13 protein-coding genes and 1 pseudogene are annotated in these 24,123 nt (G+C 39.7%); 5 read left to right on the top strand and 9 right to left on the bottom strand.

Translation table 11 applies throughout. The annotated features are described in order from the left end of the window. Window positions 1–26: 26 nt before the first annotated feature. Together FPK91_RS01060 and FPK91_RS01055 are read right to left on the bottom strand one after the other, a co-directional pair. Entirely contained in the window at window positions 27–3,065 is a 3,039-nt protein-coding gene (locus FPK91_RS01060) for a TonB-dependent receptor (protein ID WP_144206853.1), read from the bottom strand. Window positions 3,066–3,416: 351 nt separating this feature from the next. Next, window positions 3,417–4,406 carry a polysaccharide lyase family 7 protein gene (locus FPK91_RS01055; RefSeq protein WP_144206851.1) on the bottom strand — a complete coding sequence of 330 codons (990 nt, stop codon included), beginning with the start codon at window positions 4,404–4,406 and terminating at the stop codon, window positions 3,417–3,419. A gap of 1,132 nt (window positions 4,407–5,538) precedes the next feature. Here FPK91_RS01055 and FPK91_RS21030 point away from each other — a divergent pair. From FPK91_RS21030 to FPK91_RS01045, 3 genes and pseudogenes are all read left to right on the top strand, one after another. Beyond that, window positions 5,539–5,661, top strand: coding sequence for a hypothetical protein (locus FPK91_RS21030; protein ID WP_405127331.1), 123 nt, complete (start codon window positions 5,539–5,541; stop codon window positions 5,659–5,661). A 192-nt stretch (window positions 5,662–5,853) separates the two neighbouring features. Next, a complete protein-coding gene (locus FPK91_RS21025) occupies window positions 5,854–6,090 on the top strand; it encodes a tyrosine-type recombinase/integrase (protein WP_227006736.1) in 237 nt (78 codons plus the stop codon). Then, window positions 6,087–7,234: pseudogene (locus FPK91_RS01045) on the top strand (IS91 family transposase). The gene FPK91_RS21025 and the pseudogene FPK91_RS01045 overlap by 4 nt, the downstream one beginning before the upstream one ends. A 262-nt stretch (window positions 7,235–7,496) precedes the next feature. Here the strand turns inward: FPK91_RS01045 and FPK91_RS01040 are convergent. The 3 genes from FPK91_RS01040 to FPK91_RS01030 form a co-directional block, all read right to left on the bottom strand. Further along, window positions 7,497–8,579, bottom strand: a complete 1,083-nt coding sequence (locus FPK91_RS01040; RefSeq protein WP_144206849.1) for a hypothetical protein — start codon at window positions 8,577–8,579, stop codon at window positions 7,497–7,499. A gap of 117 nt (window positions 8,580–8,696) precedes the next feature. Continuing rightward, window positions 8,697–9,278, bottom strand: coding sequence for a hypothetical protein (locus FPK91_RS01035; protein WP_144206847.1), 582 nt, complete (start codon window positions 9,276–9,278; stop codon window positions 8,697–8,699). A 721-nt stretch (window positions 9,279–9,999) separates the two neighbouring features. Further along, window positions 10,000–10,446: a DUF2938 domain-containing protein gene (locus FPK91_RS01030; RefSeq protein ID WP_144206845.1), complete on the bottom strand. Its 447-nt coding sequence runs from the start codon at window positions 10,444–10,446 to the stop codon at window positions 10,000–10,002. Between the two features lie 481 nt (window positions 10,447–10,927). Between FPK91_RS01030 and FPK91_RS01025 the strand changes: the two genes are divergently transcribed. Together FPK91_RS01025 and FPK91_RS01020 are read left to right on the top strand one after the other, a co-directional pair. Beyond that, complete coding sequence (locus FPK91_RS01025) at window positions 10,928–11,602, top strand: glutathione S-transferase family protein (RefSeq protein ID WP_144206843.1); 675 nt, start codon at window positions 10,928–10,930, stop codon at window positions 11,600–11,602. Window positions 11,603–11,719: 117 nt separating this feature from the next. Continuing rightward, the gene (locus FPK91_RS01020) at window positions 11,720–12,847 is read left to right on the top strand and encodes a zinc-binding dehydrogenase (protein WP_144206841.1); all 1,128 of its coding nucleotides are present in this window, start codon (window positions 11,720–11,722) and stop codon (window positions 12,845–12,847) included. 265 nt (window positions 12,848–13,112) lie between these two features. Here the strand turns inward: FPK91_RS01020 and FPK91_RS01015 are convergent, their stop codons facing one another. The 4 genes from FPK91_RS01015 to FPK91_RS20890 all read right to left on the bottom strand — a co-directional run bounded on the left by FPK91_RS01015 (window position 13,113) and on the right by FPK91_RS20890 (window position 23,900). Then, the gene (locus FPK91_RS01015) at window positions 13,113–15,722 is read right to left on the bottom strand and encodes an endonuclease (RefSeq protein ID WP_144206839.1); all 2,610 of its coding nucleotides are present in this window, start codon (window positions 15,720–15,722) and stop codon (window positions 13,113–13,115) included. A 63-nt stretch (window positions 15,723–15,785) separates the two neighbouring features. After that, window positions 15,786–18,923 (bottom strand): ExeM/NucH family extracellular endonuclease, encoded by a 3,138-nt coding sequence (locus tag FPK91_RS01010; protein WP_144206837.1) that lies wholly within the window; start codon window positions 18,921–18,923, stop codon window positions 15,786–15,788. 33 nt (window positions 18,924–18,956) lie between these two features. After that, window positions 18,957–20,009, bottom strand: coding sequence for a porin (locus tag FPK91_RS01005; protein ID WP_144206836.1), 1,053 nt, complete (start codon window positions 20,007–20,009; stop codon window positions 18,957–18,959). 1,152 nt (window positions 20,010–21,161) lie between these two features. Further along, window positions 21,162–23,900: an Lcl domain-containing protein gene (locus FPK91_RS20890; protein ID WP_158638055.1), complete on the bottom strand. Its 2,739-nt coding sequence runs from the start codon at window positions 23,898–23,900 to the stop codon at window positions 21,162–21,164. Between the last annotated feature and the right edge of the window lie 223 nt (window positions 23,901–24,123).

Genomic DNA, 24,123 nt, shown 5'->3' with positions numbered 1-24,123 from the left:
TTGTTTTATTTAACTACTAGAATTGGCTAGTACTTAAAGCTGACACCTGCGAACAGGCGAGGACCGTAATCACTTACTTGACCCAAGTTACCTTGAGTATAGAAGTCATCACTACGAGGCTCACTGAACAAGTTAATTGCTGAAACTTTAATACGAAGGTGTTGATTGATTTTGTAAGCAGCACGAGCTTCCCAAATACCTGCCTCATCAACATAACGCAGTCTTGTGCCGTTAGAAGTGTATGGTTGGAAGTATTCACTGCGATACTTGTAGATAAGAGCAGTATCAAAATCGCCTATTTGGTAGTAAACCTGTCCATTGAATACATGCTCAGAAAATCCAGGTACTGAGGCAGGAGGAACAATACCTACGGTATCCTGAGTAGCAACACCATCTAAACCAGTAGTAAAGGTATTACCGTAGTTACTATCTTCAAACTCATAGCTTGTATCTGCATAGTTATAACCAAACTTCACACCAACGCCAAAATCCCAACGATACGAGAATGACGCTTCGAAACCATAAAGGTCACTGTTTTCGTCAGTAGTGACTGAATTAGTAATAGGTAAAGAAACTTCCACACCGTCAACGATAAAATTCTCTAACTGTGTTTGCTGTTGGAAACCGCCATTGAATTGCTTGTAGTAAACACCTAGCGCTACCATAGAGTCATCGCTTGGATACCATTCAAAAGCAGCGTCATAGTTCCATGACATTAATGGTTGAAGATCAGGGTTACCTGAACCATTAACACCAACCAACAAGTCTTCAACTGATTCAGGGTCATCCGAGTCATCGGTTACGAATGTGCGGCTATAACTTAGATCAGATGGATCTGCACGTGACATACCTCGGTAAATACCGGCCCTTAGGAGAATATCATCAGTATAATCAACGACTAAGTTAAAGCTTGGTAGTACTTCAGTGTAATCACCACCACCAACAATCTTTTCGATACTTCCATCAGGTACTAATTCGACGATACCTGTCGCCGGATCAGTGACAACGTCGAAACCTTCTCTAAAGCCAATAGAGGTAACGTCAGTATTCACTACACGAACACCAAAGTTACCACGAATAAATTTACCAAACATTTCAGTGTCGTAATTAAGCATGGCGTAAGCAGAGGTAGTTTGTTCTGTTACGTCAATAGTACCCGCATTCTCGTATGTAACCTCTGGGTATGCGAATTCGCCGCCTTGTGATGCTGCTACTGCTTGAGAGAAACACTCGTTATTGTAAGTTGCCCACGAAGCGCCTGTACCGCTTTCTACAACATTACCTGAACTGTCAACATGGGTGATAATATCACCGTCAGAAACACTGGATAAAAAATCAGTCTCAGGGAAGGCTATTTGGCAACCTTCAAGTACATCGATGGCCGATGTTGCAGATTCATCTAAATTAAATGTAGTTCTTGAGCCATTACCGTTCGTGCCACCAAATTGAACAAATGTTAGCTCAGAAACGCGAACGCCAGCTTGAACGCTACTTAAAAAATCACCGTCTAGAATATAATCAATATCAACGCGTGCACCCATAATTTCGTTGTCGCGGACATTTTCTCTGTCGATACGAGTACGAAGGCTATCAGTAAAATTGGAAATATCAGTCACATCAAAATCAGTCACTGTGAAATGCGGAATATATTCACCTAAATCCCAAGATAAGGAAGGACGAGAGCTCGTTCTTCCTCGGTTTGTTATTTGTTGTTCTTCACGGCTGGTTTTAGAATAGCCAAGGTCAACACTAATCTTTAGATCATCAGAGAAAAAATGTTCAACGTTCAAGCCATATCCACGATAGTTTTCTTCACGCGAAAATTGCTCGCCCGCAGATTCGATGCGTTCTTCACCTTCCCAATGTAGAATACCGCCAACATCGTTTGTGATCAGATTTTGTCCCGTTACACCCGGTGTAACGCGCTTTTGTAAGAAAATTAAATCATGACGCGCTTCTGCTTGGGTACGATCTGAAATTTGCGCGTCAAAATTGATATCCCATTTATTTGAGGGTTGGTATTGTAGAGCAAAGAATAAAGCGTCTCTTTCATCAGATGTTTCATTTTGACGGAAGCTTCGGCTTGAGCCAGTCCATGCGTATTCTCTGCCATCATCTACTGCAAGACCTGTTTCTGGATCAATATCATTATTATAACCTTGGTTATTCGAGCCAACAATTTCATCTTCACAATCGCCCGCTGAGCTACGGAAAAAACCGGTATTGGTATCGGTTGGATCATTCAAACATGCCCACAAAGATGAACCCGTTGGGCTTGAGCTTCTATATTCAGCTTCTGGCTGGCTAATATCTTGACGCTGCAAACCTACACTCAAACCAAATGCTTGACCGTTATCAAACTCAAATTGGTCAACATAACTTAGTGTTCCACGGTAGCCCAAATCACCTTGAAGTGAATTGTCAACGTTTGCTTGGTCTGGGTTGTAGTTACCTTTTACTTCAGCCTGAAAACGTTGTTTACCAAAATCTAAAGGCTTAAGTGTATCCAGGGTAATAACACCGGCAACCCCACCTTCAATCATGGAAGCGTCTTGTGTTTTATAAATAGCGACTTTCTGCATCAACTCTGATGGGAACTGAGAAAAGTTAACTGAACGGTCACCACTACCATTTGTCGCTTCACGGCCATTGATGTTAGTGGCACTTAAGAATGGGCCTAAACCACGAATACTGATTTCAGTAGCACCACCATTTTCACGGTGAGATGATGCACCCGTTAATGTTTCTAGCGCCTCACCAATTGAAAGTGCAGGTAAATCACCAATATCTGAAGCAGATAAACCGTCAACAACCGTGGTAGATTCACGCTTTATTGCAATTTGGTCTTGAATTGTTCTACGTGTACCAATAACTTCAACAACTTCTATATCATTATCAACTTTAACTAGATTTTCAGTTTCGGCTTCTTGTGCTATTGCCGAAAATGCAAAAGAACTGGTTACAGAAGTAAATGCAGCAAGCTTCATCCATTTTGCTATAGGTGAAAGCTTGAACTTCCCTATTTTATGGATGGGTTTTGTTTTTTTACTTAATTTCGTCGACATACCTTACTTCCCCTTAGTATTTTAATAAGCATGTTAATGCCATTTATTGGTATAGTTATTATTGCAAGCAGGTTACTGCCATTAAATTTTTATATTTATTATTGCAAGCAGGTTACTGCCATTAAATTCTTATATTTATTATTGCAAGCAGATTACTGCCATTAAATTCTTATATTTATTATTACAAGCAGGTTACTGCCATTAAATTCTTATATGTAAATTAGAGTTATATTAATTTCAACAGACGAAACCCAAACAAAAGTTTTAACCTATTAATTTAAATAAAAATATAACCAATAATTGTAGTTACGAGTTACGAGTTACGAATTATAAATTGATGTGTTAACCGCGCTAAAATTTATACCCTTTATGCATGTTATGGATATGATAGAAAGTGGCTTGCACATAATCACCATCAGCGCCGTCATTGTTTTGATTATAAACACCCGCTTTAAAGTACATATACTGGTTACTAGCACTATAACCACTATCTTTCATATCGTAGTACTTAGTAATATTAGGCTTACCTTCCCTGATTATAGTGACGAACAACACTTCATCTTCGACGGAAATTTTATAAGAGAATTTTTCGTTTAAGGCGATTCCGTCATCAGGGTCTGACAAAGTATGTGAACGTGAGCCAATCATATTTATCCAGATATCATCACCATCATTTATTTCATGGGCAAAATAAATAGCCCCTTTCGAGTTGGCTGGTAATTTTCGGTAATATAAACGAATAGGTTCGTCATCCGTCGCGTGAATTTGCCCGATGACCACGCGTCCAACCTTTTTTTTATCACCTGTGGTAGATACTCGGTTTATTGCCAAAGTCCCTTCCAAACTGCCTTCAACACCCCCAGACTTAGCTTTCGCCGAACCATGCGCATTGCTGAAAACCCAGTTATTTTTAGTCAGGCCACGAGTTTTAATTCGAACATTACCTCTACGTAGCATTTCGCGTAGTTCGGTTCTCGCATATTTTGTATTTTTTGAGGTCTTGGCACCTACGTTTGGGCAAGCGAATACCAAGCCACCATCATCTGCTGTATAAAAAAATGGCTTTAAGTTAAACCCTTTAGCTAATGATTTCTCATAGACGGTGTCAGCTTTTTTATCTTTGTTGAGATCGGTTGGCAACGTTAACGACCAATCGAGTAAGTCAAAATTTTCACCAGGCTTTTTAAGCGGATCGAGTTTTGACAAATCCCCCAGTAAAACACCTTCAGCAAGGCTAGTGTGTGACTTAGGAATAAGCGTATTCTCCTCAATTGCCTGAGCATTGAGTGATGCGCTAAAAACAGCTAAAGCAAAAAATAGCACAGCGAAAACGTCACACATTTTCTTTTGAAAATGTCGGTAAGATTCATATGTGTTGATATTGAAATCCTTTATAATTTACGATCTCTTTGTTGAATATGTTCGTGTATTGTTCGGCTTAACTATTTTCAAAGCTTATTTAGAATACCTATATGCACAGCATATAGTGGCGCACCTACACATGAACTTAGCTAACCCTGAAAAACGTAATAAAAATAGGTAAGACTTTGCTTCTATTTAACACCAAAAATCATCTAATTTCGTTGTAAAAAGAAGCAGAACTCTTTGTTGTATATGAACAAATAGCTATGATTAATTGCTATGCATAGAATCATACATATCTTACCTAACGCAGCCACATTCTTAACAATTTGTTCACACCTGTAACTTTGCGTTAAACAAAATATAACCACCACAACACGCCATTGTCAACCAAAATAGTGCCGCAAGCATTACCAAAAACCAAAATTGGTAGTAACTACGGCATAAAAAAGACTAACGCATTGGCTTGACACATTTTTATATAACAAAAAGAAATTTAATAAACAATAACTTACAGAAAAGTCGAGTTGTTATTGATGAATAGTTTTTATATTCACTACCAATGGATATGACAACATTACCAAATAACAGAACAAAGTTAGTCAGTGACTCAGCTGTATCCCTAATTTACAAAGTGTTATTACCAATTTGCATGAGGGTATTACCAATTTTAATGCGGGTATTACCAATAGATGATGTAATGAGATTACAGTTCAGAACTAATATGCAGATTATAAGCTGTACGATAATTCGTATTGATTGTGATTTATCATTAATGCTCTTGTTGAACGAAGCTGCGCTGTCAGGCGCATTAGTGCTTATTTCGATGCATGTCCTGATAACCTTTCTACCGATGACTTAAAGCGCTACTTTGCCAGCTTGATTAAGTCACATTCATGGAGCACAGTGAAACTCGACCGTAATGGGTTACACATTCACTTGTAAATAGGTCTATCGACATGTTCTCAACCAACACTGAGAGTGGCTTAATATTGTTAAGCCTCCGCAAGTCCAAAGACTGCCCGACATTCTCACGCCCGCAGAAGTTTCAATCGTCATTAGCCTGACTCATAACCTGCGATATCAAGTGTGTTTTCTAGCCTTATACAGTATGGGATTACGTCTTGGTGAAGCCATTTCATTACAGGTTGGCGATATCGATTCACAGATGATGCAGGTGCACATTCGTAATGCTAAAGGCGGTAAAGGTAATTTTTTGCTCCTGCAAAAATGACATACATCACATCCATGTGATTAACAGGTTAGTTCCGCTGCCACAACGCACCTTGTTAGCACTGCGATATTACTGGCAAACTCATCGCCACCCACGGCTGATTTTTCCTGGTAAAGATGGCAAGCCTGATTCATTGATAGATAAAGGCGGAACTTACTTTAAAATCAGAAGGAAAAAGCCTTAAAACGGGTTATCCCTGAGTGCAATATTCATAAGTCCATCAGCCCACATAATTTGCGCCACAGCTACGCCACTCATCTGTTAGAGCAAGGGTTAGATTTGCGCTCAGTGCAAAGCCTGCTCGGCCACAACAGCCTTAATACCACCGCCCGTTATACCCGCCTCACCACTATCACGCGAAAAAATACTGCTCTATCCATTAACCAACTGACTGATAATTTGGTGCTCAAGTGGGAGTGTGATCTATGAAGTTCATTGAACTTTTGCGCGACCACCTTGATGACTTTAATCAAGCTTATGATGGTCAAATTACATCATCCATGCGCCAAGCTATTTTCGCCATGCTAAATTGTCGCAGCAACACTGAGCGAACCAGCCAGTGGGCATGTCAGGGTTGAGCTCATACTGCTGATTTTCCGCTGTCATGTGGTCATCGCAGTTGCCCGCAATGCCAGCACAACACCACTGAAGATTGGCTTAACAAACAGCAAGCTAAACTCCTGCCCGTAGAATATTACATGGTGACGTTCACCTTGCCTTATGAACTGCGAAACATCACTAAACACCAACCAGAGTTAATGTATCAAGCCATGTTCTCGGTGGCCGCAAGCGTGCTAAAAGACTTTGCCAAAAACGCCAAACAATTGGGCGGTGAAATAGGGTTTACGGGCGTGCTGCATACCCATAACCGCAGGCGTGACCCTTGTGTTATAAGAAGCACCCGCACATTCACTTCATCATTCCGGCAGGCAGTTTTGATAAACGCAAAAAACAATGGAAAAAGAACAAGGGTAAATACCTGTTCAACGCCTTTAACCTGGCCAACCTGTGGCGAGCAAGACTGCTGGCGCAACTGGCAAAACTTAATCTAAAACAGCCTAGCTCGATACCCAAAAAGTGGGTGGTAGACTGTCAACACGTTGGCAAAGGGCTGCCTGCGCTCAAGTACCTGTCGAGATACCTTTATCGCGGTGTGTTACCCGATAAAAATATCGTCAGCAATATCGATGGACAAATCAGCTTTGAGTATCAAAATAGCCAAACCAACACCACTGAAATCCGCACCTTGCCAGTCACCCAATTTCTATGGCTAGTCCTGCAGCACGTACTACCTAAAGGTTAAGGCGAGTCAGAGACTCTTAACAATGAGAGTGGCTTGTTGAGAGGCTGTGCAGCCAAGCTACGGCAACGAATACGCTTGATGTTAGCCGTAGCTGGGACGGCATTAATGCCGCTCGAAAACCCCACAAAAACTCAAGCCGTACGGCCTTGCCCATGCTGCAGAAAACCGATGGTATTTATGGGCTATCTGCAACAAAGGAATGGGAATAAGCATGCACGACTGACAAGCTTTATTAGCCAAAAAACAACGACACCTAACGCCACTGTTTAAGCACAAGGATTAAAAAGTTAACAGTTAAGATGCGGAGCAAGAAAAGTATAAGGAGGTGCTAAGGTATTGATATTTCTAGGTAACGAAATTAGCTGACGGTGCTGATGCTAGGGGATAGATGCGGCTAGTGAAAAATGTTACTGCTCAGCACACACCTAAAAAGCGTAAGCTCTTACGCCGATATTTACACTATAAAGGTATCACTCGGGCTTGTTCAACACTTGGGATAAGGACGCGGCTACGCGCGGCCTATCCTTATCTGTTACATGTTCTCATTAGTTGCGACAACAGCAAGCCTATCAAAGATGATTTTTTGGTATAGCCCTTCAGAGAAAGCTATTGAATTCGATGCTGTTGCTTCTCCATGAACATCTTCAACAAATAACTTACATTGAACACTTTGCCCCCAATAAGTATTTATTAGTTTTCTATCTTCTTCTGGAAGTTGAGATATATCTGTCGAAGAAAAAGTACCTACAACCGTAGAGTTTGGAGCAATTTCCGATTTTGTCTCAAAATCACTAAGCGTTAATTTTAAGTCTATATAATTTTCCCTACCTATATAAACTCTAAACAAAGCAGGTCGTTTTATGGAGGTGTTAAGTCGACCAGAATTTATTAAAGTCACTGATATTTCAAAATAAGACTTATTAGAGATTAACTCTTCCTTTATTTGAGTAACCTTTCGATCAATTTCAGGAATAGATGACTGGAGTTCATCATATTTCTCTTTGATATTCGAAAGCTTCTCTTCAAAAGATTGCTTGAATTCATTTAGTGTTAAAGCAATATCAGTGACATTGAAGTCAATTTCTGTTTGTAAAGGTCTGTTGAGTTTATTACATTCATGTTTAGAAAAGTTATCTGGAGTGAAAACACTAAGTTTTTCCAAGTCATTTTTTCTATCTGCAATTTTTTCAGGGAAATCTTTAAGCTCTTGTTTTGCTCTTTGTAATAATTCTTCAAGTTCATCAAGGGTCACAGAGCGATCTTGAGATGTTCGTTTTGGCCCTCCATTCATAAAAACAAATCTTGGAGTATCTTCTTCTTTCATCTTTCGTAAATAGGAAAGCTCAGAGTGTTCATCCAACGATACTTTTGCTTTATCTGAAACTTTTCGACTAATTCCATTAACTTCAATCGCTAGCTTTGATCTCTGAATAACATACGTTTGCCAAATTGGGACAAGTAATGCTATTGATGCCCCTAAAACTGCAGCGAATATATTGGAATAATCACCTATCCCTTTTAGTAAATAAAATGACACCATTCCAACTAGTAACCCTATTACTAAAGCAACAGCCAATTGGATAGTACTAGCTACGCTTTCTTTTTTTGATGTCATTTTAACTCCATAGTTTGATAGACATGTAACGCCCTGTTAACAGGCAAAAAATAGTTGGTTAAAATTAGCGACGAAGGAGCAAAAACCAACTGTTTTTTGTCCTTGTTTAACAGCTTGTTATGTTTGTTTTACTTCACTACATGCAAGCGTATCCAGTACAGTTAATATTAATAATATTACGCTTATATTTACCGTTGCGCTCTCTTGTTCATAAATATATCGCCAATCAACAAAAGCATTCGAAATAGTTTTTATATGGTCTTTAAAAAGTGTTTTACTTGGAATTTGAAACTCAACACTCTTCTCTTTGGTTAATTTGTTGATTTTATCTTTGAGTTTATTTGGCAAGTGTTTAAACAGAGAGCTTAAGCTATGAATTTCTTCGGCTTTGCCATAAATGTTTTGGAGTGTTTTTAAATACATTTCACATGCAAAAGCTGAATTAACAACAAATGGTGCCGAAGCTTCTTGGCTAAAGGGAGGTTTGTGTAAACTTTTTGAATGTATATCCCTAGCTATTGTTGCAAAAGCTCTAGCTTGTTTAAACATTAGTGTTGATTGACTAAATTCAACATACAAGTTTTTGTCTTTTAAAAATTGAGTATATCTCTTAGCATTTTCTACGGGATCACCTGAATCAGGAATTTTGCCAATTTCCATATCTTTATCCATGATTTTCAAGTATTTCACATCATCCATTGAATGCACCAAATTTGACTACAAACATAACATTTGTATAGTGCGCATGCGCGTTTAACTCATTAGACCAGTAAAAACGCGCACAGACAAACTCTTGTATTAAAAGCTAAAAATGAAAATAAGCCTAATACACCTATGGTGTTAACGCGCATGCGCGGTTTCTAGACCTCTTATCTAAACCCGAAAAGAGCTAACCGGTTGATATTATGTAACATTTAATTATCACACAAGTGTAAACGCGCACAATTTTCGCCATTTCCGCCTACAATTCGGCGAACAAAAAAATACTACTGTATAAAATACCAGTTAAACAACATCAACTATACATGGTGAAAATTTGCTTTTAAAATGAGAAATAAACTATGTAGGAAGTTAAATTATAGGCTGACAATATTGCTATACATAAGTTTTTCGATGGGAATACAAATGGAGTTAACCGTTAATGGCTTAGGAACTAACTATTAATGGGGCAGAACCACTTAGCCGCCCTAACCCGTTTATGGCCAAAAGTAAGCTAGAAAGTAACATCGGCTCAATTTATTTCAGATAAAATTTTATACAGAAAACATCTAAGCAAGCGGCCAATTTTACCCAGCCACTACAGCACAGTAGAACATTCTAATTCACACCATTAATCATGGTGGTAATATTCTACGCTTTTGTAGATTCAACTTCTCATAGTATTTTTTCAACATTTGTGCGCGAGCAGTGACACCAGATCTTACTTGTTAGGTTTGCCAATGATGGCACCCATCAATAAACCAAATACAATGTGTGCGACTAATGCGACCATAGCTTTAGGCATACTGTTAAAAAATAAACCTTGGCCCAAAATTGGCATCATTACCGTCATCGCGCCTAGGTAAATGGCGGTTAAAAATATTGCACCTCGGATGGGAGCTGGTCCTTTTAAATTTAAAATGCCTACCATCAGATAACCCATAGGAAAAAGAAAAGTTCCCATGATGAAATGTACAATGACTCCTAAGGTATGAGAGCCTCCTAACATTGGCGCCATAAGCGCTGCTACATCCATCGGCTGACCAAGTAACTTCGGTGCCATGTATTGTCCCATGAGGGTAAAGACAATAGTTCCAACCAAACCGCCGATAAGCCCTCTGACAAGTTTTTCCTTCATTACTACTTTGATTTTAGCTACGTTATTCACAATTAAATTCCTTTAATTAATCTGTTTTTAGAGCTGAACCTGTTGATTTACACACGCCTCGCAACAACATTTAAACATTCTAGCTCACAAAAAACCATATCTAGTAACAACCATTGATTAGCTGGCATTACTCATACAGCTACACTTATGACAAAAAATTGTAATTTATAAAGAATATCTAATGAGCCCCCTTTTTTAGCTATACCTGTCGTTCCAATACTGAATTTTTCAATTTTGGCATATTAAGCAGTGCGATAATTTTTAGTGTCACAAATGCCATAGTAGTGCTTACTAAGCTTACTATGAGTTAAATAGCAGAGTATCTCCGTCTTATTATTGTCTTTAAAGCAACAGTGATTCACATTTACCTCTATATATCACCACATTAAAACAAGTAATAATGCGGTTAACTTAAACATTGCAACCATAATCCAGTTGTAACCTAATAAAAAATTTGACAATAATGATGGAAAGCTGACTTATGATTACTTTGAATGGTTTTGCTGCTAGCAACTATTACAACCTCGTAAAACATTTACTGCTATACAAAGAACTGCCATTCCAAGAAAACCTTATTTACGCTGGTAGTGATGCGTTGTTAGCAATCAGTCCTGCAGGAAAAGTCCCCGTTATTACAACCTCTGAGGGGCTTCATATTTCAGAGTCGAGTGTCATTTGCGATTTTATTGAAGAGAATTACCCTACATCGAATGAGCAGCAGCTACACCCTGAAAATGCTGGTGAACGCGCAGTTGTACGTCAAATCATGAAAATAGCTGAACTCTATTTTGAACTGCCAAGCAGACGATTTATTCCATATGTATTTTCAGGCACCGACATACCTGAATCGGTAGCGATTGAAGTACGCCAAGTATTAAATCGTGGCGTTATCGCGCTAAGTCGCTTGGGTCAGTTTTCACCTTGGATTGCTGGTGAAAAATTTACGATGGCTGACATCTACGTTTATCACGTAAATACCATTGTCAGTGCATTTGCATCTAGCCAACTTAACTGGGATGTACTTGCACAGGTGCCTGGTATGAAACAGTGGAATGATTCTATGAGTCAATCAGCCATTGCCCAAAGTATAGAGGCTGACCGACAGGCAAATATGCCCCTGTTTATACAAAAGCTGCAGGCTCAGATCCAAGAATAAGACTAATACTAAAACTTAAACTTAAACGAGTACTTGAATTTAACCACGAACAAAATACGGCCAATACAATAGCGTTATTGGTTCAAAAGATTTAATTATTTGCAGGAGCAAAATCAAATGACTGATACAAATATTCAACTGACTTCAACAATCAGTGAAGACAATAAACTAACACTGGCTTTAACAAGCATCGAAATGCCACAACCTTCTGCCGATGAAATCGTTATTCGCATTGAAGCTGCACCTTTAAACCCTTCTGATTTAGCCGTTTTGTTCAGCGCAGCTGATATGACAACCGCGGCACAATCTGGCACTGAACAAAATCCGACTATTAGCGCGAATGTTCCGGCTCAATTTATGCCTGCAGTTAAAACACGTGTGGGTAAAGCAACCGCTGTTGGCAATGAAGGGGCTGGAACCGTTGTTGCAGCAGGGTCTTCTCCTGCAGCGCAAGCATTAATGGGTAAGACCGTTGCTGTAATTGGCGGTGGCACTTATCGTCAATATATCTGTGCCAATGTACGAAGCTGCTTAGCGTTAAAAGAAGGCACTACGGCTAAAGAAGGCGCATCGTCTTTTGTGAACCCGCTTACCGCATTAGCAATGGTTGAAACTATGCGCGCTGAAGGCCATAAAGCCATTATTCATGCCGCTGCGGCGTCTAACCTTGGGCAAATGCTAAACCGTATTTGTATTGCTGATGGTGTCGATTTAATTAACATAGTCCGTAAAGTTGAACAGGAAAAACTGTTACGTGATATGGGCGCAAAATATGTGGTTAATTCAAGTAGTGATACTTTCCTTACTGATTTAACTACAGCGATTATTGAAACCGGTGCAACTATTGCGTTTGACCCAATTGGTGGCGGTCAATTAACCAGTGACATTCTTAACTGTATGGAAGTTGCCGCATCTCGTGATATGACTGAACATAGCGTTTATGGTTCTGACATTTTCAAACAAGTTTACATTTATGGTGCTTTAAACCGTGGACCTATTACGCTGAATCGTAACTTTGGTTTTGCATGGGGAGTCAATGGATTCTTATTATTCAATGCTCTCGGCAAACTAGGCACTGAAACTGTCGTGGCAATGCGTAAACGTGTTGCTGATGAAATCACCACAACGTTTGCAAGCCACTACACCCATGAAGTGTCATTAGCAGAGGTATTAACATTACAATCGATAGCGGGTTATTCAAAGCAAGCTACTGGTGAGAAGTACTTGATTACCCCTCAAGTTTAAAAACTTCTTAAACGAAAAGAGCTAAAGACAGAGATTTAATAGCTCATTCAATAAAAGCAGATATTAATTATTAGTATCTGCTTTTTATTTGATCGAAGTAGAAAACAACCGGCTAGATTTTTAATGCAAAAAATAAAGACAAAAAAAAGCCAGTCGTACAAAGTAAACTTCGTATAACTGGCTTTTAAGGTTTGATACTAAGCTTAATTCAAGCTGCTAGCATCATAATCATCAGACTTGTTTTAACTTAACTTATTTTACTAAATTAAGACTGACGACGGCGCCATAGCAGTGGCAATAATAATAGAAGCCCTGCTCCTAAACTGCCGGCGCTATAGTTTTCGCTCCAACCATCATCTAACGTGTTTGCCACATTGATACTGACAGAAGCACTTGTTTCTTCTTCTCCGTCACTCACAACAAGTTCAAACACTAATGCTTGGTCGACTGAAACTTCAGGTGTTGTCAGATTTAGCACAAGACCCGTTGCAGTAAAATCAGTTTGAGCGCCAGAAACTTGTTTCCAGCTATAGGTTAAACCTGCAGGTTCATTAGCAATAGCCGCAGTGATAACAGTGTTTTCACCTTCATTAAGCTCAGTATTTCCACTAAAGCTAATGTCGAATGATAAAGGCACATTCTCAATCGTTACATTAACCACTTCAGTAGCTTCAAGAGAACCGTCGCTTACTGTTAAAGTAAATTGCAGTTGCGTATCAGCACTGACTTCAGGTGCTGATAATGCTAATACCGCACTCGTCGCATCAAACTCAAGCTCTGGGCCTGCAGTTTGTTCCCAACTGAATGTTAGCTCCGCACCATCTGCAGCAACAGTTGCAGAAGCATCAATTGTTAACGATTCACCTTCGTTAACCTTCTCTGGCGATACAATAATCATATCAACATCTAGAGCTGGATTAAGTGGGTCGCCACATTGCTCGCCATATACCGCTTGTACCCATTCTGGATAATCGATATACGGGTTACGGTTGCCTTGGTAAGTATAAATAGCATCGTTACGCTGTGCATCTGTTGCATCTGCTGGATCTTGTTGATGCCAAGCATAAAGCGTACACAACTTGCCATGAAGCGGGTCATTATTTGACACTTCATCAGCTGTAGTTATACGATCTACAGCAACCAAATCAGGCATATTAGAATCGTTACCTTGGTAACGCGTATCCATATACATGATCATACGTGCGACGTCGCCTTTAACTTCGTCTCTTGGTTCAAAACAGCGAGCAGCCGCATCAAGATAGTTACCTGGCGCTTCAGCAACTTCAACCCCAGTATCACTACACTCATTAAAGTCATAGTTACTGCGTGTTGAGTTAACTTTCACATTGGTAGGACGTAAGTGATGCGCATCGGTATAACCGAGTTGTGATTCACTTGGGAAGCCATGGCTCTTAGCCCAAACGTGCTCACGGTTCCAATCACTGGTATTGCCACCATTATTTTGCTTAGATACTGATTTACCAGTATAAAGCTCAATAACATTACTGCTATTAGCTGGATCTTCATCAGAATGTGACAGTGCAGTCCACACCTGCTTATAACTCAATTGTGTATGACCTGCTGTGATAGCGACAGAAATCGCATTCTTCATTGCTTCGGCATCATCAAAACTGCCTGTCAATACATTTGTGTAGTAAACATTGGTATCAAATGTAGCAGGATCTGCTACTGGCGTTAATTCATCACAACCAGAACACGGCGTTTCAGGATCTGGGTCTGGCACAACGGGAGTATCTCCACATGCACTTTCACCCATACAACCTAGACCATCGGCAGTGTCTTTATCAAAGGTCACCCATTGATTGTTGTTACCAGGAAAATCAGCACCTGCGTCAGTATCACCAGCTGTAACACTTTCTTTTCGTCTTAAGGTTTTGTCTTTGGTAGAAAAGTTAGCATCGTTTGGATCTGTCCAAGCACCATCAGGTCGTTCACCTAGCTTTCCTAAACGGTCAATAACTACACCGTCTTGAAATAGCACTAACGCATCATCGCCATTAAAATAAGTGACGGTTGATTCAGTGCCTATTTTGAATGCATCTTCAGCACTCGCATTATGAAACACAATGCTATCACCTGCATTCAACATACCGGTTAACGTTTCAGTATTACCAGCTTCAATACTGCCGTTACCGAATAGGCTCAGAGTATAAACCGAAGCATCTAAATCAATTGCACCGCCACCCACATTGGAAATTTCAACTGCTTTATTACTACCGCCGCCTTCAACGTATTCAGTAATCAGCAGTACACCAGGTTCAGCAGTACAAGCGCCTTCACCAGGACAACCGAGTCCATCGCTAGTGTCTTTATCAAACACAACCCACTGGTTATCAGTACCAGGGAAGTCTGCAGATGCATTGGTATCGCCAGTGGTGATACTCGCTTTACGTCTTAAGGTTTTATCTTTAGTAGAGAAATTAGCATCGCTTGCATCTGTCCACTCAGAACCAGGGTCTTCGCCTAGCTTGCCGAAACGATCAATAATCGTTCCGTCTTTTGTGAGCAATAAAGCGTCATCGCCATTAAAATAAGTAACGGTTGACTCGATGCCCACTTTAAACTGATCTTCAGCACTCGCATTGTGATAAACAATACTGCTACCTGGTGCTAAATTACCGGTTAATACTGATGAGTTACCAGCTTCTGTTGAACCGTTCGAGTATAGCGTTATCGCATATTGAGCGGCGTCTAGATCAATATTGCTATCGCCTAGGTTCGAAATTTCAATGGCTTTATTACTACCACCACCTTCAACATATTCGGTAATAACCAAATCTGCATGAGCGGCTGTAGATGCTGTTGCTAAAAGAAGAGTAACTGCTTTAGCGACTGCACTGATTTTATTATTCATAGTCGTCTCTTTTATTTAATGATGAGGCGCAGCCTTGACTGACACCTCACCTTTCAGTTCAACTTACTTACGATTACGACGACGGAACGCCGATAAACCAAGTAGGGATAACAAACTTAATAATCCAGTGCTACCGCCACTACCATCATGTTTTTCTTCTTTGATGTCAGCAACTAATGCATCTCGACTTGCCACTTCTATATCTAAAGAAACCTTAGAGCCTTCAACCACATTGCCATCACGCTCAAGTGACACTTTTGCGGTATAACGTGCAGATGGTGCGCCAAATACTTCAAAGTTAATAAACGTTTCACCGTCTTGTGTTAACACCACATTTGGTTCAACCAATTGGCTTAAGTCCAATTGAGCTTCATCATCTTTTGGTGTCAACTTGATGATGGCAATATCACCCGCCATCGCACCAGCAGACTCAGGGATCTGATATGGCACTTTCATCAACTTATTAAGATTGGTTAAATGGATTTGACGATTAGCATCAGCCTCACCAGGTGTATAACTTAAAGTAACGAGTGCTGGATCATGATCTGAAGAGCGGAAATGATCTTCAGCAAAGAACTTATTCACTTCGTTATCGTAATCACCTTTGTACTCATTGTTGTAATCGTAAAGGCTCGATTCAGCAGCATTAATGTGCCAATCCGATGCATCGATTATACGGTCTTCAAGGGATGGAGAAATTAAGATATGGTCCAATGAACCCACTTCATCGTTATAAGAATAACTCCAAGGTGTTTTACCTTTTTCTTCAAAAACTTTAGAGATAATATCGATATAACCATAGCTACTTGTAATCGCTACTGGTGCTCCATCAGTGTTGAACTGTGGCTTAGTACCGACAAAAGTATGACTTGCAGTCATTAGGGCTTTGTTACGAGGATTCTCAGTTAATACTAATAAAGGATCTTCTTTCGCATAGGCATTAAGATCACCCAAGATGATTTTATCGCCTTCAACCGTTTTAAGTTCTTCAGCTAAACGAACGGCACCAGAAATACGGAACTCAGAACAAGAACCTTGGAAATCTAGATCTGGAGCATCTTCTTCCCACTTAGTCGCATCGCCAAAGTCAACACCCTGCCAATCTTCCCAACACGTTGAGCCTTTAGACTTAAAGTGATTTACTGCAAGCGTTAAACGTTTACCAGTTTGGTTAACCACAAAGGTCACAACAAGTGCATCACGATGATAGTTTTGACCGCTTTCTAAGATCTCATCTCTATCATCTTTAATAACTTCGTTATTAACATTTACGATAGTCGGTGCTTTTTGTTGTGGCATAGTCACAACACGCGTGCGTTCGATGCTTAATTTGCTTGGACGGTAAATAATACCGGTCGCAATAGCATCTGAACCCAATGCATCTAACGCATCAAGAACCTGATTACCATTATGATCAAAACCAACGAATACATAACGATTTTCAGTTGAATAAGGCTTATCGTGGTTATTTGCATATTCGTCGTTGTAGTAAACGTTAACTTCATTCACTAAATCTGCAATAGCACTTTTAAGACCATAACCGTTGTTCTCTATTTCCATCAAACCTACTGCATCAGCATCAAGAGCACGAAGCGCTTCAACTAACTTAGTTTTTTGTTGGATGAACTCATTGTAGGTATCAGCACCACGGCTTTGGCCGAATTGGTTTTGATCGCCACCAAATGGAGAATTAAAGTAATTAAACAAGTTTTGACTGGCAATACGGATAGCAAACTGGTCATCTGCAACCGTTTCATCAATATCAGGGCTGTCTGTTCTTGGCAAATTATGGATAAAGTTGGTACTGGTTAACTCGTTAGTTACCGTTAGGCTGTAATTGCCAAAGGTGTAACTAATAACCCCTTCCATACCTACAACACTGTCATCGATGCGAACATAATTATCTGCAGGAGCAATGCCAAAGTTAGGATAGTAAGGGATAACATCATTACTAGCTTTCGTAGCACTTTCAATGACTAAACGATAATCATCGTTTTGCGCAGCTGCCGCTACAGATTCTGGTGAACCAGCAACATTAAGCTGATTTGGCTGCATATTAGGACGTAAATATGCCAAGGTCATGTTGTTGCGGAAGCTATCGAAGTTAAAGCTGAAACTACGTGATACTCGCATATCATGGATACCGTCAGCTTGTGGACGTATATCTTCAGGTAAGTTAACTAGCATGCCTTCATAACGTTCAAGCATGGTCTCAACAGAACCACCGTCTGAATCTAGCATTTCAAGATCTGTCGCTAACGTTGGCGTGTAAGCACTGTTAGTCACTTCCCAGCTTTCTGCACTTAACTGCGTTTGACCGTAATTGTCAGCAACATCACTGCCTAAACAGACTGTGCGTCCCACTAACTGACTATCAGCATTGCCGCTTTCAACAAAAATACCATCAGAAGTTAATGGGTTACCATCAGCAACTTCATCACGTAAATAGAAACCTTTTTTAGGAATATCAACAACGGCAGTCACGACGCCTTGTACAGCAATACTCTGGCCTTTTAATGGTGATTCACCACCAGTACCTTGAATTTCACTGATTGTTGTTAAATTTTCGCAAAAGAACGGGGTAAAAGCGTCAGCAAGATTTGGGGTGCCAACTGTGCTCATATCTAGCGGACTAATGACTTCCCATTGAGAAGCATCAAAGTCGCTTGAAGGTGCAGGTGCATTGCCTTCGCTGTCTTGGCGACGGCGTAATGTGGTGTCTTCAGCCCAAACACTGGTGTTATCAGCTGCGCCAACACGATCGATGATTACGTCACCGTTTTTGATGTAAAAGCCGTCATTACCACTTAGGTAAAAGTCGCTGTAAGTCCCTGAACCATTGCCTTCACCAATAACAAAATCACCACCATTATCGGTAATAATTTTTTTATATTCGTCAGAAGCTGCAGCATTGATTACCACAATAGACTTACCAGCTTCAACGGTGATACCCGTTAATAGCGGCGCACCACCAGCTGCAAGCATTTGGTTTTCGTACTTACCGTTACCCCACATAAATGCGGCGGTATCATCGGTAAAAGTAAATGATTCAGTTGCATGAGTATTGGTAATTTCTACAGAGCCAACTTCAGCACCATAATTTTTCTGAACCATTTCTGTGATCAGTAAATCGTTAACTGCTGCGTTAGCGCCTAAACTGAACATACTGGCTACTGCCAGCGAGAGAACACTTTTCTTCATAGTAAACTCGATATTTGTTAACTGGGATTGAAACTAGAAGTACATGCGTGCATATGCATAAGCAGCTTCTGGCGCTTCGCCAACTCGGCCTTCAACTGACAAAATGATGTCTTTTGCAGGTCGGAAGTTGAAACCTAAACTTGCCCAACGACGATCTTTGCCGTACTCAGCAGGAAGCTCGGTGTAGTCGAAACCTGGACTTTCAACATCCCAGCTTTCATATTGCTCATGATTTGCAGAAGCGATAATTTCCCAAGATTCAGTAAGGTCATATTTACCACTTAGGGTCACGCCGTAGTTACGGAACGTTTCATAAGCAAGATAAACATCGCCACTTTTACGAATAGCTAAGTCTTCATCTTCGATAAAGCCATTAAAACCTAAAGCAATATCAGAAGTAATGTGAACGCGCATACCTAAACCGAATAGCTGCTGCTCGCCATACTTAGAGTCACCTTCAGAGCCGCCGCGCGCTTCAACACCCGCTACAACAGAAACAAAGTCTGACTTCCAACCAGCATAACCATTGACGATGTCGCCTTGTGGAGAGCCGTTTTTATGCTTACCTTCATATGAATATGAAACACCGTAAATTAGGTGTTCAAATTTAGCTTCATATTTAACGGTATTTTCCTGGTCACCGGCTTCGCCAGTTTCTACAGATTTGTTAAAAGTAAAATCACCAAAATGATCATATTCATCAAATGCAGTATCAGTTAAACCAAGTTCAATCCAATGATTATCATCAAATATATAACCGACATACATTTTGTCGATTGCCAGTTCAAACTCACCGTCACCACCAAGCCAATTTCGACGTTGATAATCTAACTCTAAACGGTAGATAAAGTTTTGACGCTGGCCTTTAACACCTAAAGTGGCAAAACTGTCATCTACATAACCTTTGGTATCGTAAAATTCATCATGGTTGTAATCTGAATTGGTACCAAAATGACCCCCTACACCCACTTCACCATATAGATGAATGTTATCTCCATTATCTTCTTCATATATTGAAACTGCGTTAGCAGCATTCATACAAAATAAAGAAGCTAAGGCGACTGCAACGGCTGTTTTTCTAATCATCGCGTTTATTTCCATTAGTAAATTTCAACCTCTTTGATAGTGGGTTGAATTCTGACTTAATAATTATTTATGTGAGGTTGATTTATAGGCAGGAAGAATACCGAAAGACGTTATTTAGAAAAAATAAGCACGAAAATGATATTCAAAAGATTCAAATAAACGAAGACAGTGATGATTTAACCCTACTGATTATTACGGTATTTAGCTTGGTTAAATCCGGTTGATAAATAAAAGAACATGAGTACAAGGTAAGATTACTTAAAATATCAGCGCTTACAAAACACACTATGAATTACAACTTATCAACAAATACTTCGACTATTTTTTATAAAACCCGTCCAAATCAACAACCCAATGTTAAGTAAGTCACACATCTATAGCAAGCTAAACCCTGTGACCGCTATCACAAAAACATCTTTACAAACCAGCCGCAACATCTACGCATCAATCGCTACAAATGAAACTTATATGCCACCTTTGCAATATGAGTCAGCTCCGATTGAACGCACTAAAGAACAGTCAAAACTTAAAGTTTATATAACATCAAAAAATAATGTAAATACTGTCCATGTAGTTATTACGCATAAACAAATAAAGCATATTTTCTAAAGACTTATTTTAGCACCCGCCACTTACTCAAAATATTTTAATTAAGCTTAAAATAAGAACAAACCCATGTAATAACATTACAATCAATGAATCAATATCAGACTATTTATTCATTATTGACTATAGAAAAAATAAATTTATTGAAAAAATAATAAAACTCACAAATAAAAATAATTAACATTTATTGCGAGTAAGACCATTCAAAAACGATGTATTTCAATTTTTTTGTTAAAAATTACGTTATTTTTGAGATTATGTTCATCTGTTGTTAGTCAGCATTTTACTGAAAATGTAATTACTAATTTCCTAAGCACACGGTTTAATTGTTCAATAATTAACCTGCAAGTTAGAGCTTTTACTCCATGCGCTGATCAAATTCAGTTCTTAACAATCAGCCAAGATTTTTTAAGCTTAATAAAAAAGGCTCATCATGATTGATGAGCCTTTGGTGTTAAATATATGTTTGAATCCAGTGTATCGAGAAAAATGTTAGAACAAAAACAACTGTTCATTTATTAAGCTATTTTAATTATATAATACCAACTACAGGTTTAATTTTTCCAAGCCTGAATAATCTCCTTCATAACGAGTCGCTCTGAATATTTGCGAACCATAGTCAAACTCCCACGTTATTTCATGACTACTGTTATATTCGAATAGTCGGCCCTTAGTCCCTTCACATACAAGGGTATTCCCATTTGCTAATCGTTGTGCACCTGATATGCGACTAGCGTAAAACTCACCAGTAACCCCTTCACTGTAACTGCTGACTATTTCACCTTCAGTGCAGTTAGTGTTAACACCACAAAATTCATCGACGGATGAGTAATCGCCATCAGATCTGCCACTACCATTATTGAATACCAATATATTACCTGCACCGGGTAAACCTGCTTCAATCCACTGCGCGTCGTGTTGGACAAATAACATTTGTTCTTCAGTGCCATTGTAAGCAGCTGGATTGCCGACTCGAGAGACTATTCCTTGATTTAACGCGTCATGATTAATAATCCAGTATTCATTGAAATTATGCACACTGACTAATATCTGCTGGGTTTCAGCATTGTAATCAACCGAATTAATATGAGTCCAATCTGAAGAAGCTCCACCGCTGGTCAGGTTAAGATTCACCTTGTCACTGTGCTCATTGATATCGCTTACGTAAGTATTGGTAATTGAGCTATCAACATCTTGCACGATATGGTCCCAAATACTCCAACGCCAAACGATTTCACCATCTGTACAGGTATTTGTACTATTTGAACGACAAATTTCGTATATCGCATCGGCCCATAACGTATCATCGGTGACTCTTGTACGACCTAAAGCCAGCGCTTCAGCTGCTGTTTTCGCTTCCCATACTATGGCTAAGATATTACCATTTGGAAGCTGCTCGACATCATGGTGACTCATGTAGGTATCTGTTGCGAGTGACTGACTCCAAACGACATTACTGTCCCAATCCAGAATTTCAATGACACCGGCACTACCACCAAATTGCCCTTCAAATACATCAGGTTTACTGTCAATGGAGCCTGTACGTAACAGTTCCCCTTCTTCTGTCAGATACACTGATAACCCAGGGCGGTATTCACTTTGCCAAGTATGGACTGTTTCGCCCAATGTATTGATTAGAAAGGTGTCAGTTGAGCCAAGTGGTGAAAATAAGGTGTATTGCTTTGGTTCAGCGGTAACTGATTCGAAATCACGTACGCACCTGAGTTTATTATTTGCACGTAAAATATCACCTTGTGGCCCTTTGTAATAAAATATCCCATCAACGCCAACTGCCGAACTTGCTCCAGGTTCACTTGCTACATCTAATTTATCATTACTGCGCTGTGATCCTGCACCATGAACATCCAGTATCGTATTTTGCATGTAGCCTAATGCACGGCCAAATGACACATATGTCGCGTTACTACCATCACCACTATTGGCCACATGCGTGGTTGAACTCCAGTAATAGCCCCAATCAATCTCTCCCTTTTCATTAATCAATGAACTGCTGTTAAAAATGGGATCGATTGCAGCCATGTTATGGGTATCTGGTGACACTGAATAATCAATAAGACTCTGTAACTCTTTAATATTTGGTAAACGCCAATCACTAAAAGATCCGGTAGTGGCTGTTTCACATTGAGATACTGCGTCATCCCAATGACTCGATTCAGCATCATTTTGTTGCCACATTAATTCCGTGGCGATATCGCTTACAGTACCATCAGCTTGTGCGACAAATTCATTGGTACCATAATCTTCATTGCCTGCAACGCAGCGTACATAATAGGGTTTAGTATCGGTTGGATAACCTTTTATTCGACCGTCGACATAGTTAACCCCAAACATTGTTGGGTCACCATTCATCGTGGTGCTTTTATATAAAGTCGTTGAAGCATATTGACCATCGATGATGCGATCGTTTGCAGAGTTCAAATCACCAAATGCCCAGTCAAAAACGCCATCAATAAACGGCACTAATGTTGAAGTGTCTGTCCCTTGGTAGTCACTGGCGTCTTTACCACTAAATAATATAAGTGAGTATGCCTCTTTAACATTCGGTAAACGCCAATCGTCTCGATCCGCTAACGTTAGATTGTCACAATGCGCCACGGCCGCGGACTGAAATAACTTATCATCATAATTTAATAAGCCATCACTATTGATATCGCTACTTTGCTGCCAAATTAACCCTGTCACATTATCGATAACAACCAGACCATCATTACTGAGTGAATAGCTAGGCTGAACACCACTGTAATCGGCATCATAGCCGCTTCCGCTACATGCTATTGCAGCCCCAGTAGACGAGCTATAACAGATGCTTTGATTAGTATCGACAATGGCATAGGCTTTATGAGTATTTGAGCTCGAGCTATGGATAATAATGGTGTCAGCCTGGCTATTATCACTGCCATCGTTAACGACTAACGAAATAACATATTCACCATCACTGTCAGGGGTGAAACTGGCAATAACGCTCTGAGCATTGGTTAACGTCACTGAAGTATTTGGTGCAGAGTCAATCGTCCAAAGGTAACTCAGCGGATCTCCATCTATATCTGAACTCATACTACCGTTAAGTGTCACTACCATACCGGTATCGACCGTTTGGTCATTACCAGCACTTGCTATAGGTGCATTATTACTGGGATTAATAACATCACCAGGATCTTCACTTGATTCATCACTCGAGCCGCAGGCCGTAATAAGGCTTGCAGTCATTAGGAGGACGAGCATTGCACTTGAGCGTTTAAATATTAATTTTCCAAATTGTGTCATCAGACATTTACCTCTTCGGGTTTCAATCATTCTTAAAAATCTATCTAATCTGCGCAGCTGTTTATAGGGCTTAATTCAACGTCATATTACAATTGAATATTTAAAGATTTAACGTTTGGCTTTTCGGGCATAGTTAAGCTGAAATAAATTCTTATAGCCCTAATAAATAGGCTAGATAATTCATTTAAATCAGGCTTTGACTCAGCTCAATTAGTGAAATAAA

Origin of the sequence: Shewanella donghaensis (genome assembly GCF_007567505.1) — a bacterium.
Taxonomy (GTDB): domain Bacteria; phylum Pseudomonadota; class Gammaproteobacteria; order Enterobacterales; family Shewanellaceae; genus Shewanella; species Shewanella donghaensis.
Note: the sequence above shows the minus strand (reverse complement) of the source record. Positions and strands in the feature narration are given on the sequence as shown.

What these genes read in the sequence shown, in the direction of transcription:
- FPK91_RS01060 (WP_144206853.1), bottom strand. Translation starts at nt 3,065, where the DNA reads ATGTCGACGAAATTAAGTAAAAAAACAAAACCCATCCATAAAATAGGG.
- FPK91_RS01055 (WP_144206851.1), bottom strand. Translation starts at nt 4,406, where the DNA reads ATGTGTGACGTTTTCGCTGTGCTATTTTTTGCTTTAGCTGTTTTTAGC.
- FPK91_RS21030 (WP_405127331.1), top strand. Translation starts at nt 5,539, where the DNA reads ATGGGATTACGTCTTGGTGAAGCCATTTCATTACAGGTTGGCGATATC.
- FPK91_RS01040 (WP_144206849.1), bottom strand. Translation starts at nt 8,579, where the DNA reads ATGACATCAAAAAAAGAAAGCGTAGCTAGTACTATCCAATTGGCTGTT.
- FPK91_RS01035 (WP_144206847.1), bottom strand. Translation starts at nt 9,278, where the DNA reads ATGGATGATGTGAAATACTTGAAAATCATGGATAAAGATATGGAAATT.
- FPK91_RS01025 (WP_144206843.1), top strand. Translation starts at nt 10,928, where the DNA reads ATGATTACTTTGAATGGTTTTGCTGCTAGCAACTATTACAACCTCGTA.
- FPK91_RS01020 (WP_144206841.1), top strand. Translation starts at nt 11,720, where the DNA reads ATGACTGATACAAATATTCAACTGACTTCAACAATCAGTGAAGACAAT.
- FPK91_RS01015 (WP_144206839.1), bottom strand. Translation starts at nt 15,722, where the DNA reads ATGAATAATAAAATCAGTGCAGTCGCTAAAGCAGTTACTCTTCTTTTA.
- FPK91_RS01010 (WP_144206837.1), bottom strand. Translation starts at nt 18,923, where the DNA reads ATGAAGAAAAGTGTTCTCTCGCTGGCAGTAGCCAGTATGTTCAGTTTA.
- FPK91_RS01005 (WP_144206836.1), bottom strand. Translation starts at nt 20,009, where the DNA reads ATGATTAGAAAAACAGCCGTTGCAGTCGCCTTAGCTTCTTTATTTTGT.
- FPK91_RS20890 (WP_158638055.1), bottom strand. Translation starts at nt 23,900, where the DNA reads ATGACACAATTTGGAAAATTAATATTTAAACGCTCAAGTGCAATGCTC.